Annotated in this window: 16 protein-coding genes; 13 read left to right on the top strand and 3 right to left on the bottom strand. The window is 71.4% G+C overall.

The features are described 5' to 3' along the window. The first annotated feature begins 3 nt into the window (after positions 1–3). The 11 genes from AB0D85_RS09820 to AB0D85_RS09770 are packed head-to-tail and all read left to right on the top strand — an operon-like array spanning position 4 to position 10,611. Positions 4–1,170, top strand: a complete 1,167-nt coding sequence (locus AB0D85_RS09820) for an acyl-CoA dehydrogenase family protein (protein WP_362316329.1) — start codon at positions 4–6, stop codon at positions 1,168–1,170. Further along, complete coding sequence (locus tag AB0D85_RS09815) at positions 1,170–1,919, top strand: SDR family NAD(P)-dependent oxidoreductase (RefSeq protein ID WP_362316327.1); 750 nt, start codon at positions 1,170–1,172, stop codon at positions 1,917–1,919. Before AB0D85_RS09820 ends, AB0D85_RS09815 begins: the two co-directional genes overlap by 1 nt. After that, positions 1,919–3,175, top strand: a complete 1,257-nt coding sequence (locus AB0D85_RS09810; protein ID WP_362316324.1) for a thiolase family protein — start codon at positions 1,919–1,921, stop codon at positions 3,173–3,175. The genes AB0D85_RS09815 and AB0D85_RS09810 overlap by 1 nt, the downstream gene beginning before the upstream one ends. Beyond that, on the top strand, positions 3,172–4,410 hold the full coding sequence (locus AB0D85_RS09805; RefSeq protein WP_362316322.1) for an acetyl-CoA hydrolase/transferase C-terminal domain-containing protein: 1,239 nt from the start codon (positions 3,172–3,174) through the stop codon (positions 4,408–4,410). Before AB0D85_RS09810 ends, AB0D85_RS09805 begins: the two co-directional genes overlap by 4 nt. After that, the gene (locus tag AB0D85_RS09800; protein WP_362316319.1) at positions 4,407–5,357 is read left to right on the top strand and encodes a hydroxymethylglutaryl-CoA lyase; all 951 of its coding nucleotides are present in this window, start codon (positions 4,407–4,409) and stop codon (positions 5,355–5,357) included. The genes AB0D85_RS09805 and AB0D85_RS09800 overlap by 4 nt, the downstream gene beginning before the upstream one ends. Before the next feature lie 16 nt (positions 5,358–5,373). Then, the gene (locus AB0D85_RS09795; protein WP_362316317.1) at positions 5,374–6,117 is read left to right on the top strand and encodes a 3-oxoacyl-ACP reductase family protein; all 744 of its coding nucleotides are present in this window, start codon (positions 5,374–5,376) and stop codon (positions 6,115–6,117) included. A 22-nt stretch (positions 6,118–6,139) separates the two neighbouring features. Then, a complete protein-coding gene (locus tag AB0D85_RS09790; RefSeq protein ID WP_362316314.1) occupies positions 6,140–6,913 on the top strand; it encodes an enoyl-CoA hydratase-related protein in 774 nt (257 codons plus the stop codon). 20 nt (positions 6,914–6,933) lie between these two features. Continuing rightward, positions 6,934–7,746: an enoyl-CoA hydratase-related protein gene (locus AB0D85_RS09785; RefSeq protein WP_362316311.1), complete on the top strand. Its 813-nt coding sequence runs from the start codon at positions 6,934–6,936 to the stop codon at positions 7,744–7,746. Next, on the top strand, positions 7,743–8,558 hold the full coding sequence (locus AB0D85_RS09780) for an enoyl-CoA hydratase-related protein (protein WP_362316308.1): 816 nt from the start codon (positions 7,743–7,745) through the stop codon (positions 8,556–8,558). Before AB0D85_RS09785 ends, AB0D85_RS09780 begins: the two co-directional genes overlap by 4 nt. An 8-nt stretch (positions 8,559–8,566) precedes the next feature. After that, entirely contained in the window at positions 8,567–9,598 is a 1,032-nt protein-coding gene (locus tag AB0D85_RS09775) for a phosphotransferase family protein (protein WP_362316305.1), read from the top strand. After that, positions 9,595–10,611: a hypothetical protein gene (locus tag AB0D85_RS09770; protein ID WP_362316302.1), complete on the top strand. Its 1,017-nt coding sequence runs from the start codon at positions 9,595–9,597 to the stop codon at positions 10,609–10,611. Before AB0D85_RS09775 ends, AB0D85_RS09770 begins: the two co-directional genes overlap by 4 nt. Positions 10,612–10,623: 12 nt before the next feature. On the opposite strand, the gene AB0D85_RS09765 is transcribed toward AB0D85_RS09770, so the two are convergent. Continuing rightward, a complete protein-coding gene (locus tag AB0D85_RS09765) occupies positions 10,624–11,760 on the bottom strand; it encodes an acyl-CoA dehydrogenase family protein (RefSeq protein WP_362316300.1) in 1,137 nt (378 codons plus the stop codon). A 1-nt stretch (position 11,761) separates the two neighbouring features. Beyond that, positions 11,762–12,556 (bottom strand): enoyl-CoA hydratase-related protein, encoded by a 795-nt coding sequence (locus AB0D85_RS09760; RefSeq protein WP_362316297.1) that lies wholly within the window; start codon positions 12,554–12,556, stop codon positions 11,762–11,764. A 148-nt stretch (positions 12,557–12,704) separates the two neighbouring features. Between AB0D85_RS09760 and AB0D85_RS09755 the strand changes: the two genes are divergently transcribed. Both AB0D85_RS09755 and AB0D85_RS09750 read left to right on the top strand, forming a co-directional pair. Then, on the top strand, positions 12,705–13,091 hold the full coding sequence (locus AB0D85_RS09755) for a PaaI family thioesterase (RefSeq protein WP_362316294.1): 387 nt from the start codon (positions 12,705–12,707) through the stop codon (positions 13,089–13,091). 21 nt (positions 13,092–13,112) lie between these two features. Continuing rightward, the gene (locus AB0D85_RS09750; RefSeq protein WP_362316292.1) at positions 13,113–14,264 is read left to right on the top strand and encodes a LuxR C-terminal-related transcriptional regulator; all 1,152 of its coding nucleotides are present in this window, start codon (positions 13,113–13,115) and stop codon (positions 14,262–14,264) included. Here the strand turns inward: AB0D85_RS09750 and AB0D85_RS09745 are convergent. Continuing rightward, on the bottom strand, positions 14,240–15,697 hold the full coding sequence (locus AB0D85_RS09745) for an aldehyde dehydrogenase (RefSeq protein ID WP_362316289.1): 1,458 nt from the start codon (positions 15,695–15,697) through the stop codon (positions 14,240–14,242). The two genes, AB0D85_RS09750 and AB0D85_RS09745, sit on opposite strands and share 25 nt — an antisense overlap. Between the last annotated feature and the right edge of the window lie 7 nt (positions 15,698–15,704).

Genomic DNA, 15,704 nt, shown 5'->3' with positions numbered 1-15,704 from the left:
GTCGTGGACTTCGCCCTCACCGAGGACCAGCAGACCATCCGCACGGCGGTCCGTGAACTCGCCGCGCGCTTCGACGAGCAGTACTGGATGGAGAAGGACGCGGCACACGAGTTCCCCACCGAGTTCTACCAGGCGTTCGCCGACGGCGGCTGGCTCGGCATCACCACCCCCGAGGCGTACGGCGGCCACGGCTTCGGCATCACCGAGGCCTCGCTGCTCCTGGAGGAGGTCGCCGCGTCGGGCGCGGGCATGAACGGCGCCAGCTCCATGCACCTGTCGATCTTCGGCATGCACCCGGTGATCGTGCACGGCAGCGAGGAGATGAAGAAGGAGAACCTGCCGCGGATCGTCAACGGCGACCTGCACGTCTGCTTCGGCGTCACCGAGCCGGGCGCCGGCCTCGACACCACGAGGATCACGACCTTCGCCCGCCGCGACGGCTCCGACTACGTCGTCAACGGCCGCAAGGTGTGGATCTCCAAGGCCATGGAGTCCGAGAAGATCCTGCTGCTGACCCGCACCACGAAGTTCGAGGACGCGGGGAGGAAGACCGAAGGGCTGACTCTCTTCCTCACCGACCTCGACCGCGACCACGTCGACATCCGCCCGATCCGCAAGATGGGCCGCAACGCGGTCACCTCGAACGAGTTGTTCATCGACGACCTGCGCATCCCCGCCGAACACCGGATCGGGGAGGAGGGCCAGGGCTTCCGGTACATCCTCGACGGACTCAACCCCGAGCGGATGCTCGTCGCCGCCGAAGCCCTCGGCATCGGCCGGGCCGCACTGCGCCGGGCGGTCCGCTACGGCAACGAGCGCGAGGTCTTCGGCCGCCCCATCGGCATGAACCAGGGCCTGCAGTTCCCGCTGGCCGACTCCCTCGCCCGGCTCGACGCCGCCGAACTGGTGCTGCGCAAGGCGACCTGGCTGTACGACAACGGCGAACCGTGCGCCCGCGAGGCGAACACCGCCAAGTACCTGTGCGCCGACGCCGGGTTCCAGGCCGCCGACCGCGCCCTGCAGACCCACGGCGGCATGGGCTACTCCGAGGAGTACCACGTCGCCCGCTACTTCCGGGAGGCACGGCTGACCCGGATCGCCCCGCTCAGCCAGGAGATGGTCCTCAACTTCCTCGGTGAGCACGTCCTCGGCCTTCCCAGGAGCTACTGATGTTTTCTCTGGTGGGGCGCACCGCCCTGGTCACCGGTGCGGGCAACGGCATCGGCGCCGCCGTCGCCCGGGCGTTCGCGGCCGCCGGCGCCGCGGTCGTCGTGGCGGACATCGACAAGGACGCCGCGGCGAGGACGGCCGAGGAGATCGTGGCGGCCGGCGGCCGGGCAGAACCCGTACCGCTCGACGTCCGCGACCCCGAACAGGCGGCCCAGGCAGCCCGGTCGGCCGCCGACCTGGGCGACGGCGTGCTGCACATCCTGGTCAACAACGCCGGGGCGATCGCACCCGCGATGTTCCCGAAGATGACCGCCGACCAGTTCTCGCGGGTGCTCGACATCCACGTCGGCGGCACCTTCACCGTGAGCCAGGCCGTCCTGCCCTTCCTCCCCGCCGACGGCACCGGCCGGATCATCAACGTCACCTCGGCCGCCGGCCTGGTCGGGACGATCGGGCAGGTGAACTACGGGGCGGCGAAGGCGGCGGTCGTCGGGATCACCAAGTCCCTGGCCCGGGAACTGGCGAGGAAGCAGATCACGGTCAACGCCGTCGCCCCGCTGGCGGCCACTTCCATGACGGAGACCGTCCGCAGCGACGAGAAGCTCGCCGCGCTCACCCTCGCCCGCATCCCGCTCGGGCGCTGGGCCCAGCCGGACGAGATCGCCGGAAGCTTCGTCTTCTTCGCGTCGGACGCGGCGTCGTACATCACCGGTCAGGTGCTGCCGGTCGACGGCGGGACGGTGATCTGATGAACCGTCGTTCGTCTGCGGCGCCGTCGGGGCTGGGCGCGCAGTTCCCCGCGCCCCTGCGGGGCGCCGCTGTCCGACCCTTTGCCGGCATTGGCCGCGAGGCGCTCATCGTCGAGGCGCTGCGCACGCCGATGGGCAAGTCGCATCCTGAGCGGGGCTGGTACCGCGACACGCATCCCAACGACATGCTCGGCGCCGTCTACACGGCCCTGCTGGAGAGCACCGGCCTGGCCCCCGAGGCCGTCGAGGATCTGGTGATCGGGTGCACGGCGCCCTTCGGTGAGCAGTCCCGCAACATCGGCCGCAACGCCTGGCTGCAGGCCGGCTACCCGCCCGAGGTTCCGGCAACCGTCCTCGACCGCCGCTGCGGCTCCGCCCAGACGGCCGTCGAGATGGCGGCGGCGCTCGTCGCCTCCGGCACGCACGACATCGTGATCGCGGGCGGCGTCGAGCACATGGGGCATGTGCCGATGAACTCCCCGGCGAAGATCTCCGAGTTGTACGGCGACCCGTGGCCCGCCGAACTCCGGGCGCGCTACGACTTCGTACCCCAGGGCGAGAGCGCCGAGCTGATCGCCGACCGGTGGGGCATCTCCCGTGCGGACATGGACGAGTTCGCGGTCCTCTCGCACCGGCTGGCGAGCGAGGCGGTCGCGGAGGGGCGTTTCGAGCGGGAGATCATCCCGCTGGACCTGGCGGGGGAGAAGCGGACCAGCGATCAGACGATCCGGCCCGACACCACCCTGGAAGGGCTGGCGGCGCTGAAGACCGTCTTCCGTCCCGACGGCCGTATCACGGCGGGGAGTTCGTCCCCCATCTCCGACGGGGCGGCCGGTGTGCTCCTCGCCTCCCGGGAGGCCGCCGAGCGGTACGGCCTGCGCCCTCGCGCCCGGATCCTCGACCAGACGACCGTCGGCGTCGACCCGGTGATCATGCTCACCGGTCCCATTCCGGCGACCCGCAAGCTGCTGGAGCGCAACGGCATGGCGATCGGCGACATCGACCTGATCGAGATCAACGAGGCGTTCAGCTCCGTCGTCCTCGCCTGGGAGCGGGAGCTTCGCCCCGACATGGACCGCGTCAACGTCAACGGAGGCGCGATCGCCCTGGGCCATCCCGTGGGTGCCACCGGCGCCCGCCTGTTCGGCACGCTGATCGCCGAGATGGAGCGCCGGGACGTCGAGACCGGTCTGGTCACCATGTGCTGCGGAGGCGGACTCGGCACGGCCACCCTCGTCCAGCGGGTCGACCGATGATCGACCTGACGCGTTTCGTGCGGCCCGGCGACGGGGTGTGGTGGGGACAGGCGGGTGCCGAGCCCGAACCGCTGGTGAACGCCCTGCTCGACCAGGCCGACTCCATCGGCCCGGTCCGCGCCTTCAGCGGCCTCACCTGGAACGAGCGGCTCTCCGGCGACCTCCCCGACGCGCTGACCGTGCTGTCGTACGGCGGTCTCGGCCGGCTGCGCGGACTGAGCCGGGCGGGACAGCTGGAGGTGGTGCCGTGCCACTACTCCGCCCTGCCCCGGATGTTCGCCGAGCGGAGGCTGCCCTGCGACGTCGGCCTCGTGCAGGTCTCCCCGCCGGACGGTGACGGCATGGTGTCCCTCGGGATCGGGGTCGAGTACGTCGCCGACGCGCTGCCGCACACGCGGACACTCATCGCCGAGATCAACCACCGCATGCCCCGGACCGTCGGGTCCGACCGGCTGCCGCTCGGCGCGTTCGCGGCCACGGTGGAGACCGACCGCCCGCTGACCCAGGCGCCCTCCCGCCCGGCGGACGCCGTGGACCGCGCCATCGCCCGGCATGTGGCGGCTCTCATCGAGAACGGCGACACCCTTCAGCTGGGCGTGGGTTCGCTGCCCGGCGCCGTGCTCGACGCGCTCCGCGCCCACACCGACCTCGGCGTCCACACCGGGATGATCACCGACGGTGTCCTGGACCTCGTGGAGCGGGGCGTCGTGACCGGAGCCAAGAAGGAGATCGACCCCGGCATCGTGGTCACCGGGGCCGCGCTGGGCAGCACGTCGATGTACGACCGGCTGCACACCTTCCCCGTGGAGTTCCGGGCCGCCAGCTACACCCACGCTCCGGCGGTGCTGTCGCGGCTGCGCTCGCTGGTGTCGGTCAACTCGGCCATCGAGGTCGACCTGCTCGGCCAGGTCGGCGCCGAAGTCAGCCGCGGAGTGCACATCGGCGCGGTCGGCGGCCAGGTGGACTTCAGCCGCGCCGCGTCCCTGACCGGCGCCCGGTCGATCATCGCGCTGCGCTCGGAGTCGGGCGGCGAGTCGGCGATCGTCCCCGGGCTGCGCGGTGGTGTGGTGACCACGGCACGGGTCGACGTCGACATGGTCGTCACCGAGCACGGCGCCGCCGTACTCACCGGCTGCACCGTCGCCGAGCGCGCCCGCCGGCTGATCGAGGTGGCCGCACCCCAGTACAGAGAGAGGCTGGACAGGAGCCTCGCGGACCAGGAGGTGCCCCTATGACGTTGCTGCCCGACAACCGCACTCCGGGCGAGTCCCGGCGTGTGCACATCCGGGAGGTCGGCCCGCGCGACGGTTTCCAGAACGAGCCGGAGACCATCGCGACCCCCGACAAGATCCGGCTGATCGACGCGCTCGGCCGGGCCGGTGTCACCCGGATCGAGGTGGCGAGCTTCGTCCGCCCCGACGTCATTCCCCAACTCTCCGACGGCGTCGAGGTGTTGAAGGGGATCGACCTGCCGGCCGGTGTCGAGCGGATGGTGCTGGTACCCAACAGCAAGGGCCTCGACAACGCGCTGAAGGTCCGCGAACTCTTCGAGGACGTCGCCCTGTTCGTCAGCGCGTCCGGGACCCACAACAAGAAGAACATCAACCGCACGGTCGAGGAGACCATGGCCGACGTGAAGGTCATGGGCAAGCGGATCGTGGCCGAGGGGCTCAAGTTCTGTGCCGTGATCGCCACTTCCTTCGGCTGCCCCTACGAGGGCAAGGTGCCGCTCGACCGGGTGCTCGGCCTCGCCGAGGAGTTCGCCGAGGCCGGTGCCACCGAGATCGGCTTCGGCGACACGACGGGGATGGCGAACCCGGCGTATGTCTCGCAGTTCTTCACCGCGGCCCTCGGGCGCCTGCCGGGCGTCGAGGTGACCGCCCACTTCCACAACACCCGAGGACAGGGCCTCGCCAATGCCTACGCCGCCCTCGAAGCCGGCTGCACCAGCTTCGAGTCCAGCTTCGGCGAGCTCGGCGGCTGTCCGGTGCCCGCCGGGTCGACCGGCAACATCGCCACCGAGGACCTGGTCGGCATGTTCCACGAGATGGGCGTCGACACCGGACTCGACCTGGACCGGGTCATCGAGGCCGCGCGCAGTGCGCAGGGCGTCCTCGGCCGCAAGCTCACCAGCCACTCGATCGTCGCCGGGCCCGTGCTGTGGGCCCCGGCCGCCGACTGAACCCATGAGGAGACCCATGAGCAACCGCGTCGCACTCGTCACCGGCGGAGCGCAGGGCATCGGCAGGGGCATCGCCGCCGAACTGGCCGCGCAGGGCTTCCGGGTGGCGATCGCCGACCTGAACCCGGAAACGGCCACGCAGACCGCCAAGGAGATCAACGGCATCGCGGTGGAGGCCGACGTCACCGACACCGCCTCGGTCGAGGCAGCCGTACGCCAGGTCGAGGCGGAGCTGGGCCCGGTCGAGGTCCTCGTCAACAACGCGGGCTGGGACGACTTCATGCCGTTCGTCGCCACCACCGAGGAGTTCTGGGACCGGGTCCTCGACATCAACTTCAAGGGCGCGCTCCGGGTCACCAAGGCCGTCGTGCCCGGGATGGCCGAGCGCGGCTTCGGGCGGATCGTCAACATCGGCTCCGACGCCGGCCGGGTCGGCTCCTCCATGGAGGCCGTCTACTCCGGCGCCAAGGGCGGCATCATCGCCTTCACCAAGACCCTCGCCCGTGAGGTCGCCACCAAGGGCATCACCGTCAACACCGTCTGCCCCGGCCCGACCGACACGCCCGCGCTGCGCCGCTTCATCGACGGCTCGGGCCAGGACGCCGAGAAGGTGATCGGCGGCATGACCAGGGCCGTGCCCATGAAGCGCCTCGGTACGCCCGAGGACGTCGCCCCCGCCGTCGCCTTCCTCGCCTCCGACGCGGCCCGGTTCATCACCGGCCAGACCTTGTCGGTCAGCGGCGGACTCACGATGGCCTGAGGAACGAGGAGACGGAGCACCGATGGACAGTGGAGTCGTCACCTGGAAGCGGGAAGCCCACGGCATCCTGCACGTGACCCTCGCCCGCCCGCCCGCCAACGCCCTGGGCACCCCCCTCCTCGACGGCCTGCACGCCGCCCTCGACGCCGCCGAAGCGGCCGGCGACGTCAAGGTCGTCGTCATCTCCTCGGCCCTCGACGGCTTCTTCGCGGCCGGCGCGGACATCAAACAGCTCTCGACGATCGACGCCGCCTCCTTCGCGGCCTACGGCGATCGGATGCGCGCGGTCAACGACCGGCTGGCCGCCGCGCCGTTCCTCTCCGTCGCGGCGGTCGACGGACTGGCCCTAGGCGGCGGCCTCGAACTGGCCATGGCCTGCACGCTGCGGGTCTCCGGCCCCAGGGCCCGCTTCGGCCTGCCGGAGGTGAAGATCGGGCTGATCCCCGGCGCGGGCGGCACCCAGCGGCTGCCCAGGCTCGTGGGCCGGGGCCGCGCCCTGGACATCATGCTCACCGCCCGCCAGGTCCCGGCCGCCGAGGCGCTCGCCATCGGCCTAGTGGACCGGCTCACCGACGGCGACGTCGTGAAGGAGGCGTTGACCCTCGCCGGGGAACTGGCCAAGGCCTCGCTCCCGGCCCAGCTCGCCGTCGTCCGTACGGTCGACGCCGCCTTCGACCTGACCGCCGAGGAGGGCTTCGCCTACGAGGCGGACCAGGAACAGGAGCTGTTCGAGAGCGGCGAGGCGGCCGAGGGCATCGCCGCCTTCGTCGCCAAGCGCCGCCCGGACTTCGCCTGACAACCCAGCAAGGAGGCCCGATGAAGAGCCTGGACACCCCCTACGACACGTTGCGGCTGACGGAGCCCGCACCCGGCGTCGTCGTGGTCACCCTGGACCGGCCCGACCGGCTCAACGCCATGACCACCACGATGTTCGACGAGCTGGAGGCCATGGCCACCGCCCTCGATGACGAGGACGACTGCCGGGTGGTCGTGCTGACGGGCGCGGGCCGGGCGTTCTGCGCGGGCTACGACCTGGACGAGGCCGAGGAACTGCCGACGCTCGGCCCGCTCGGCATGCTCGACCGGCAGGAGCGCGCCGCCCGCGCCCTGCTCGCCGTGCGCTCGATGCGGGTACCGGTCGTCGCGGCCGTGAACGGGGCCGCCGCGGGCGGTGGTCTCTCGCTCGCGCTCGCCGCCGACATCCGCCTCGCCTCCACCGCCGCCAGGTTCAACGCCGCCTTCGTCCGCATCGGCCTCTCCGCCGGGGACCTGGGCGCCTCCTGGCTGCTCACCCGGCTCATCGGCCCCGCCGCGACCAGCGAGATCTGCTTCACCGGCCGCTTGGTCGAAGCCGAGGAGGCACTGAGCCTCGGCCTGGTGAACAGCGTCAGCGAGCCGGACGCCCTCCTCGACGACACGCTCGCGCTCGCCGCGTCGATCGTGGCCAACTCCCCGGGCGGGGTACAGCTCTCCAAGCGCGCTCTGCAGGCCAACCTGGAGACCGCCTCGTACGCCGCCGCGCTCGAACTGGAGAACCGCGGCCAGGCGCTGCTGACCCGCGGCGAGGACATGTCCGAGGCGCTCGCCGCGTTCAAGGAGAAGCGCCGGCCGATCTTCACGGGGCGGTGACCGCAGTGGACCTCCCGAAGCTCGAAACACTGGAGATCGAGGAACTCGGCGTCGGCACCGCCGTGTTGCGCGTCAACCGTCCCGAGCGCATGAACGCGCAGACGGTACGGATGTTCCACGAGTACGGCATCGCGGCCCGCGCGCTTCGGGACCTCCCCCTGCGCGCGCTGATCCTGACCGGCGCGGGGGAGCGGGCCTTCTGCGCCGGCTTCGACCTCGACGAGATCGACGTCATCACGCGGATGGGCGTGCGCGAGTTCCTCAAGTTCCAGGAGACCGCCACCGGCGGCATCCAGGCGATACGACACCTGCCCTTCCCGGTGATCGCCGCCGTGCACGGCGCGGCCACGGGCGGCGGACTGTCGCTCGCCCTGGCCGCCGATATCCGACTGGTCGCGCCCACCGCCAAGTTCAGCGCCGCGTTCGTCAAAGTCGGCCTGTCGATAGGCGAGTTGGGGACCTCCTACCACCTGAGCCGGCTCGTCGGACCCGGCCGGGCCGCCGAGATCGGCTACACCGCCCGGCTGGTCGGTGCCGAGGAGGCGGTACGGATCGGGCTCGCCAACCGGCTGGTGCCGAGCGAGCTGCTGCTGGACGAGGCTGTCGAGACGGCGCGGCTCATCGCCGCCAACTCCCCGGGCGGCGTACGCCTTTCCAAGCGTGCCATCCAGCGCAACCAGGAGATCACCTCGTACGCCGCCGCGCTCGAACTGGAGAACCGCGGCCAGGCCCTGCTCACCCGCACCGACGACATGCCCGAGGCGCTGACCGCCTTCAAGGAGAAGCGCGCGCCCCGCTTCACCGGGCGATGAGGAGCCCGATGACCCCCGAAGTCCTGCACGCGTTCGCCCGTTTCCTGGCCGAGCGCGGTCTGTGTGCCGGCGACCTGGACGTACGGCGCATCGGCGACGGCCACTCGAATCTCACGTATCTGGTGTCGGACGGCACCCACCGCGTCGTCGTACGGCGGCCCCCGCCGCCCCCGACCCCGCCCGGCGCGCACGACATGCTGCGCGAGGCCGGTTTCCTGGACGCGCTGCGGCACACGCCGGTGCCGGTGCCCGCCGTGCTCGCCACAGCGGAGGCGGGCGAGGTGCTCGACGTGCCGTGCTACGTCATGAGCTTCACCGAGGGCCCGGTGGTCACCACCGCCACACCCGCGCCGCTCGGCACTCCCGCACTCCGGCGCCGGATCGGCGAAGCCCTCGTCGACACCCTCGCCGATCTGCACGCGGTCGACTGGCGGGCGGCCGGGCTCGGCGATCGGGGCCGCCCGGACGGCTTCAACGCCCGCCACCTGCGCCGGATGAGCCGTCTGGTCGCCGACCCGGACGGCGGCCCGCCGCCGCACTTCGCGGCGGTCCAGAGCTGGCTGGCGGCACACGTGCCCGCGGAGTCCGGGGCCGCCGTGGTCCACAACGACTACCGGATCGGCAACGTGATCCTCGCCCCGGACGGGACCGTGGCCGCCGTACTCGACTGGGAGCTGGCCACCATCGGCGACCCCCTGTTCGACGTCGGGTACTTCCTCGCGTCGGTGCCCGCGGCGGACAGCCCGCTCACCCCGACGCAGGCCATGGGCACCGCGATGCTGGAGGAGGGCTACCCGACCCGCGCCCAACTCGCGGCCCGGTACGCCCGGCGCACCGGCCGCGATCTGACCGACCTGAGCTGGTACACCACGCTCGCGCTCTGGAAGCTCGCCGTGCTCTACGAATACGGCCGCCGGCGCGCCGTGCATGGCGAGGGAGACCCGTACTACGCCGACGCGCGCCTGGTGCGCTCGTTCCTGGACGCGGCGCACCGGGCCGCCGCACTGCCCGTGCCCGAACTCGCGGAGGAAAGCCGATGACCGACACCTTTCACGACGCCCTGGTCCGCCCGGGCACCCCGAGCCTTCTCCCGGAGAGGTTCTTCGACCGGTTCGTGTTCAACCTCCACCCCGTGGCGGAGTCCGCCCCGTCGGTCCTCGTCGGACTCGGAGTCCATCCGGCGAAGGACGTCGTGGACGGTTTCGCGCTCCTCGTCACCGGGACCGAACAGCGCAACCTGCGGTTCTCCACAGAGCTCAGCGCCACCGACGGGGCGAGCGCCGGGCCCTTCTCGTGGGAGGTCGTGGAGCCCATGCAGGCTTGGCGGATCGCGCTGGGGCCCAATCCGGCCGGGCTGGAGTTCGATCTCCTCTGGCGCGCCCGCACCCCGGCCTGGACCGGCGAGATCCAGGTGACCAACGGCGACGGCACCCCCACGTCGTTCGACCACCTCTTCCAGTCCGGCCGCTACACCGGAACCCTCACCGTGGACGGGCAGCGCCGGTCCGCCGACGGCTGGTACGGGCAGCGCGACCGCTCCCGCGGCGTACGCACGATGACCGGCGGCCAGGGTCTGCACATCTGGTGCCAGGCCCAGTTCGCCGACCGCTCCGTCGGCTTCCTGCTGGTGGAGACGCGACGACAGGAACGCCTGCTGCTCGAAGGGGCCGTGATGTACGAGGACGGCCGCCTGGACCCGATCACGGATGTACGGCACGCCCTGCGGTTCGACGACGGTCTGGACCTGAAGGGCGGCACCGTCGAGGTGACCGCCGAGAGCGGCACCGTCCAGGTCATCGACTGCGACGCCACCGCCGGTGGCGGCTACATGGCCGGGGCCGGCTACGGCGGACAGCACGGCCGGCACCTCGGGCGCGACCACCTGGAGCACGACGTGTACCCGCTCGACGGGTCGGTGTCGCCCCGCACCCTGGACTCCCCGCTGACCGACCGCCTGACGGCCTTCACCTGCGCGGGGGCACGGGGCCAGGGCATCTTCGAGTTCGCCCTGACCCGCAGCCGCTCGTACACCTACCTGCCGACGCTGTCCTAGCGACCCAGCGACCTAGCCGAGCAGGCTCTTGGCGATGATCTCCCGCTGGATCTCGTTGGTGCCGCCGTAGATCGGCGGTGCCAACGCCCGGCGGACCTGGGCCTCCACGCCGTACTCGCGGGCGTAGCCGTAGCCGCCCATCATCTGTACGGCCTCCAGGGCGGTGTTCTTGGCGATCTCCGTGCAGCGCAGCTTGGCCATCGAGCTCTCCCGGGCGAGGTCGTCCTCCTCGCCGGCGTCGATCCGCGCCGCGGCGTCGTAGACGAAGGACCGTGCGCACTCGATGTCCGTGGCGAGGTCGGCGATCCGGTGGCGGATCGCCTGGAAGCCGCCGATCCTGCGCCCGAACTGCTCGCGCCGGCCGACGTAGTCGATCACGTCGTCGAGGGAGCGCTGGGCGGCGCCCAGACTCATCGCCGAGATGATCAGCCGTTCCACGCCGAGACCGCGCATGAGCTGCTTCCAGGCGCCCCGAGGGTTGCCGACGACGGCCGACGCGGGGACGCGGACGTCGGTGAAGAAGACGTCGTTGACGGTGTGTGCCTCCATCGTCTCGATGGGGCGGATCTCCACGCCGGGCGTGCTCGTCGGGACCATCAGCAGGGTGAGCCCCTGGTGTTTGGTGCCGGTGGCGTCCTCGCGGGTGAGGACGAGGAGATGCTCGGCCACGTGGGCGGCGGAGATCCAGGTCTTCTGGCCGTCCAGGACGTAGTCGTCGCCGTCGCGGGTGGCACGCAGGCGTACGCCGCCCAGGTCGGAGCCCGCCTCCGGCTCGCTGAGCGCGATCGCCTCCAGGCGGCCGCCCGCGAGGTTGGAGACGACGGTCTTCTTCTGCTCCTCGGAGCCCCAGCGCAGATAGGTCTGCGCCGCGGTGAGACCGGACCCGTAGCCCGTGATGGGCAGCAGCCCGCGCGAACTCGCCTCCAGGAACACGCACTCGTCGACGAAGCCGGCGCCCCCGCCGCCGTACTCGGCGGGCAGGGACACCCCCAGCCAGCCCAGGGCGGCCAACTTCGCCAGAATCGGCGGGCTGTTGGAGAGCCGGCCGCCCTCGGTGACCGCGTCGCGCTGGGCCACGGTGCCGCACTCGCGGAGCGAGAAGGCGTGGACGGTGTCCGCGAACTCCCGCTGCTCTCTGCTCAGCCGCATCTCAGGCGCCCCGGAACTTGGTGAAGTCGGGCTTGCGCTTCTCGTTGAACGCCCTGATGCCTTCCTCGGCCTCGGCCGTCTCGCTGAACAGCTTGAGCGTGGTGTACGCCATCGACCCGATGCTCACGAAGTGCTCGGTGTCGGTGTTCATCGACTGCTTGAGCACCTTGAGGGCGGTCGGCGAGAACTCCAGCATCTGGTCGGCCCACTCCCGCACCGCGGAGCGCAACTCGGCCGCCGGTACCACCTTGTTGACCAGGCCCCAGTCCAGAGCCTCCTCGGCACTGAGCCGGCGCAGCATCAGCCACAGTTCGCGGGCCCGCTTCTCGCCGACCACCCGGGCCAGGTAGCCCGAGCCGAGCCCGGCGTCGAACGAGCCGACGCGCGGGCCGTTCTGCCCGAACTGGGCGGTGTCCGCGGCGATGGTCAGGTCGCACAGCACGTGCAGCACATGACCGCCGCCGATCGCCAGGCCGTTGACGGCGGCGATGACCGGCTTCGGCGTGTCCCGGATCACCCGGTGCAGCGCGTCGACCTCGAACAGACCGCTCTGCGAGGGACCGTAGTCACCGGTCTCCATGCGCTGCTTCTGGTCGCCGCCCGCGCAGAACGCCTTGTCGCCCGCGCCGGTCAGCGCGACCACACCGACCTCGTCACTGGCCCAGGCGCGTTTGAAGGCCATGACGAGTTCGTCGACGGTGCGGGCACGGAACGCGTTGTACCGGTCGGGCCGGTTGATCGTGATCCAGGCGAGACCGTCTTCCACCTCGTAGGTCACATCGGTGAACTCGTCCATGGGTACCTGGTCCTCTCGCGGGGAATTATTAGGCCTGACCATTAGCATATTTTAGGAGGTGGTGTTCGTGGCATCAAGGGGAGCGTGTGAAAAAGGTTCGACCATTCGCATTGGTTCCCTGTCAGGCCGATCCCGGTATCCTTGGGCCATGGACGCAGAGACGATCGACGTGGGACTGGCCCGGGTGCTGGGCGTCAAGTACGAGGTACTGGAAGCCGATCACGTGGTGGTCTCCTGCCTTGTCACTCCCCAGCATCTGCAAGGGCACGGCATCGTGCACGGCGGTGTGTACTGCGCCCTCGTGGAGACCGCGGGCAGCGTGGGCGCGAGCCTGTGGTGGGGAGACCGCGGGCGGGTGGTCGGCAGCGCCAACCAGACCGACTTCCTGCGGCCCGTGAGCGACGGCCGGCTCACCGCCTCCGCGGTGCCCGTCCACCGGGGGCGCTCCCAGCAGCTGTGGACGGTCGACGTGGTCGACGGCGAGGGGCGTCTCGCGGCACGGGGGCAGGTACGGCTGGCGAATCTGCCCGCTTGAGTTCGAGGTGAGGAGGCGGCAGTGGACGACGACGTTCCCGCCGACCGGCATCAGATGCACCGAGCCGTCCGCGACGCGCTCGCGAGGACGGCCGAGCTGACCCGCGAACCGGGCCTCCTGCCCGCCCGCGGGGCGCTCGACCTGCGGCTCGCCGACGCGGCGCTGCACACCGCCGAGCGCCTCCTAGCCGCCCGGCTGGCCGGACCCGGAACCGACGACGAGGCCCAACGGCGGCTCGCCGCCCTCCTGATCGCGGTCCAGGCCGTCCGCGGCTCGGTCAGGCAGGCCGAGCTCAGCAGGCGTTCGGCCGCCGTCGGGAACGTACGGGAGGCCCTGCACCGGCTGCAGTCGGTGACCACACTCGCCGAACTCGTCCAGCAGGTCCCCGTCGAGGCGGGCCGCCTCGGCTACCGCCGCGCCCTCATCTCCCGTCTGCAGGGCGGGGACTGGACCGCGCAGGCGGCCTTCGCCGACGAGGATCCCTGGCTGACCGCGGAACTGGTCCGCATCGGCAGCACCTCGCCCGGGCGGCTCGGGCGCGAGCTCCCGGAGACCGAGGTGGTCCGGCGCCGGGTCCCGGTCCTCGTACGGGACGCGCAGAGCAATCCCCGGGTGCACCGGGAACTGGTCACGCTGAGCGGTACCAGGTGCTATGTCGCCGCGCCGCTGGTCGCCCGCGGTGAGGTCGTCGCCCTGGTCCACGCCGACCAGCACCAGGACTCGGGGACCGTCGACTCCTTCGACCGTGAGCTGCTCGGGCTGTTCGCCGAGGGGCTCGGCCTCGCCTTCGAGCGGGTGTACTGCCAGGAACAGCTGCGCGCGCTGCGGAACCGGCTGGAGGACCAGGCGCGGTTCGTGGGGGACGTGCTCGACGGTGTGCTCGGGCCCGCCGGCCCGCCGGAAGCCGTCCCGGCACCGCCGCCCGCACCGCCCGTCTCCTTTCAGCAGCTCCGGTGGCCCCTGTCCGAACTCACCCGCCGTGAACTCGACGTACTGCAGCATCTGTGTGCCGGGGAATCCAACGCCGAGGCGGCCGCGAAGCTGTACGTCTCCGTCGAGACGGTGAAGACGCACGTCAAGAGTGTGCTGCGAAAGCTCGGCGCGGCGAACCGCGCCGAGGCCGTCGCACTGGTGAAGGAACTCACCGGTCAGGTGCCCGCCCCGTCGAGGTAGACGGTCTTGAGCACCTGGTAGCCGTGCAGTCCTTCGGGGCCCAGCTCCCGCCCCATTCCACTGCTCTTGACGCCGCCGAAGGGCGCCGAGGGATCGTTGACATAGGCGTTGATCCCGATCGTGCCCGACCCCACCCTGCGGGCCAGGGCCTCACCGCGGTCCGGATCGGACGTCCACACCGTGCCGCCGAGCCCGTAGTCACTGGCGTTGGCGAGGGCTACCGCCTCCTCCTCCGACCCGTACGGGATCACCGACAGCACCGGGCCGAAGATCTCCTCCTGCGCGATGGTGTGGGCGTTGTCGACATCGGCGAAGACCGTCGGCTCGACGAACCAGCCGTGCTCCCGGTCCTTCGGGCGGCCCCCGCCTGAGGTGAGCCGGGCGCCCTCGCTCAGGCCCTTGGCGATGTAGGACTCCACCCGGTCGCGCTGACGCGACGAGACGAGCGGGCCCATCTGCGTGCTGGGTTCCAGCGGATCGCCCACGGTGAGCGAGCGCGCGAGACCGGTGACGGTGTCCACCACCTCCGTGTACCGGGAGCGCGGGGCCAGCACCCGCGTGCCCAGCCAGCAGATCTGACCGTTGTTCAGCAGCGTCGCGGCGAAGAAACTCTCGATGTTCGACGCCAGGTCGGCGTCGTCCAGCACGATCGCGGCGGACTTGCCGCCCAGCTCCAGGGTGACCGGCCGCAGCAGCCGGCCGCACGACTCGGCGATCGCCCGCCCGGCCGCGGTGGACCCGGTGAAGGACACCTTGTCGACCTGGGGGTGGGTGACGAGATGGGCGCCGAGTTCCCGGCCGCCGGGGACGACACTGAGCACCCCTTCCGGGAGCCCGGCCTCCGCCGCCGCCTCACACATGAGCAGGGCGTCCAGCACCGTCTCGGGCGCGGGCTTCAGCACCACCGTGCAGCCGCTCGCGAGCGCCGGGGCGAGCTTGAGGAAGGTGATCGCCTGCGGCACGTTCCACGGGACGATCGCGGCGACGACACCGACCGGCTCCCGGATGACCCGGGCGGCACCGCCGAACATCCCCGTACGGGTCTCCTCCTGGGGTGTCTCCCTCATCAGCCCGGCGTAGTAGCGCAGCAGCAGCGCCGGGAACATCCCCTCGAAGTTCTGGGCCACGGCGATGGGCATGCCGTTCTGCAGGCTGACGCGCCGCGCGGTCTCGGCGGCCCGTGCGTCGAGCGCGGCGGCGAACCGCTCCAGCACCTCGCCGCGCCTCTCCGGCGTCCACTTCGCCCAGCCCGTCTCGTCGTCGAACGCCCGGCGGGCGGCGGCGACCGCGGCGTCGATGTCGGCCTCGGCCCCCTCCGGGACCGTACCGATGTGCTCCTCGGTGGTCGGCGAGTGCACGGCGATGGTCGCGGCCGTGGCGGGCTCGGTCCAGCGGCCGCCCACATAGAGCCGGTCGTAGGTGATCAGTGACATGTCCGAC

Origin of the sequence: Streptomyces sp. NPDC048277 (assembly GCF_040652235.1) — a bacterium.
Lineage (GTDB): Bacteria > Actinomycetota > Actinomycetes > Streptomycetales > Streptomycetaceae > Streptomyces.
The sequence above is the reverse complement of the archived record's forward strand: the minus strand, read 5'-3'. Positions and strand labels throughout refer to the sequence as shown.

Bases quoted from the DNA above. Each gene is read 5' to 3' on its own strand.
- AB0D85_RS09745 (WP_362316289.1), bottom strand. From the start codon at position 15,697: ATGTCACTGATCACCTACGACCGGCTCTATGTGGGCGGCCGCTGGACC.
- AB0D85_RS09795 (WP_362316317.1), top strand. From the start codon at position 5,374: ATGAGCAACCGCGTCGCACTCGTCACCGGCGGAGCGCAGGGCATCGGC.
- AB0D85_RS09775 (WP_362316305.1), top strand. From the start codon at position 8,567: ATGACCCCCGAAGTCCTGCACGCGTTCGCCCGTTTCCTGGCCGAGCGC.
- AB0D85_RS09755 (WP_362316294.1), top strand. From the start codon at position 12,705: ATGGACGCAGAGACGATCGACGTGGGACTGGCCCGGGTGCTGGGCGTC.
- AB0D85_RS09815 (WP_362316327.1), top strand. From the start codon at position 1,170: ATGTTTTCTCTGGTGGGGCGCACCGCCCTGGTCACCGGTGCGGGCAAC.
- AB0D85_RS09800 (WP_362316319.1), top strand. From the start codon at position 4,407: ATGACGTTGCTGCCCGACAACCGCACTCCGGGCGAGTCCCGGCGTGTG.
- AB0D85_RS09760 (WP_362316297.1), bottom strand. From the start codon at position 12,556: ATGGACGAGTTCACCGATGTGACCTACGAGGTGGAAGACGGTCTCGCC.
- AB0D85_RS09785 (WP_362316311.1), top strand. From the start codon at position 6,934: ATGAAGAGCCTGGACACCCCCTACGACACGTTGCGGCTGACGGAGCCC.
- AB0D85_RS09805 (WP_362316322.1), top strand. From the start codon at position 3,172: ATGATCGACCTGACGCGTTTCGTGCGGCCCGGCGACGGGGTGTGGTGG.
- AB0D85_RS09770 (WP_362316302.1), top strand. From the start codon at position 9,595: ATGACCGACACCTTTCACGACGCCCTGGTCCGCCCGGGCACCCCGAGC.
- AB0D85_RS09765 (WP_362316300.1), bottom strand. From the start codon at position 11,760: ATGCGGCTGAGCAGAGAGCAGCGGGAGTTCGCGGACACCGTCCACGCC.
- AB0D85_RS09790 (WP_362316314.1), top strand. From the start codon at position 6,140: ATGGACAGTGGAGTCGTCACCTGGAAGCGGGAAGCCCACGGCATCCTG.
- AB0D85_RS09810 (WP_362316324.1), top strand. From the start codon at position 1,919: ATGAACCGTCGTTCGTCTGCGGCGCCGTCGGGGCTGGGCGCGCAGTTC.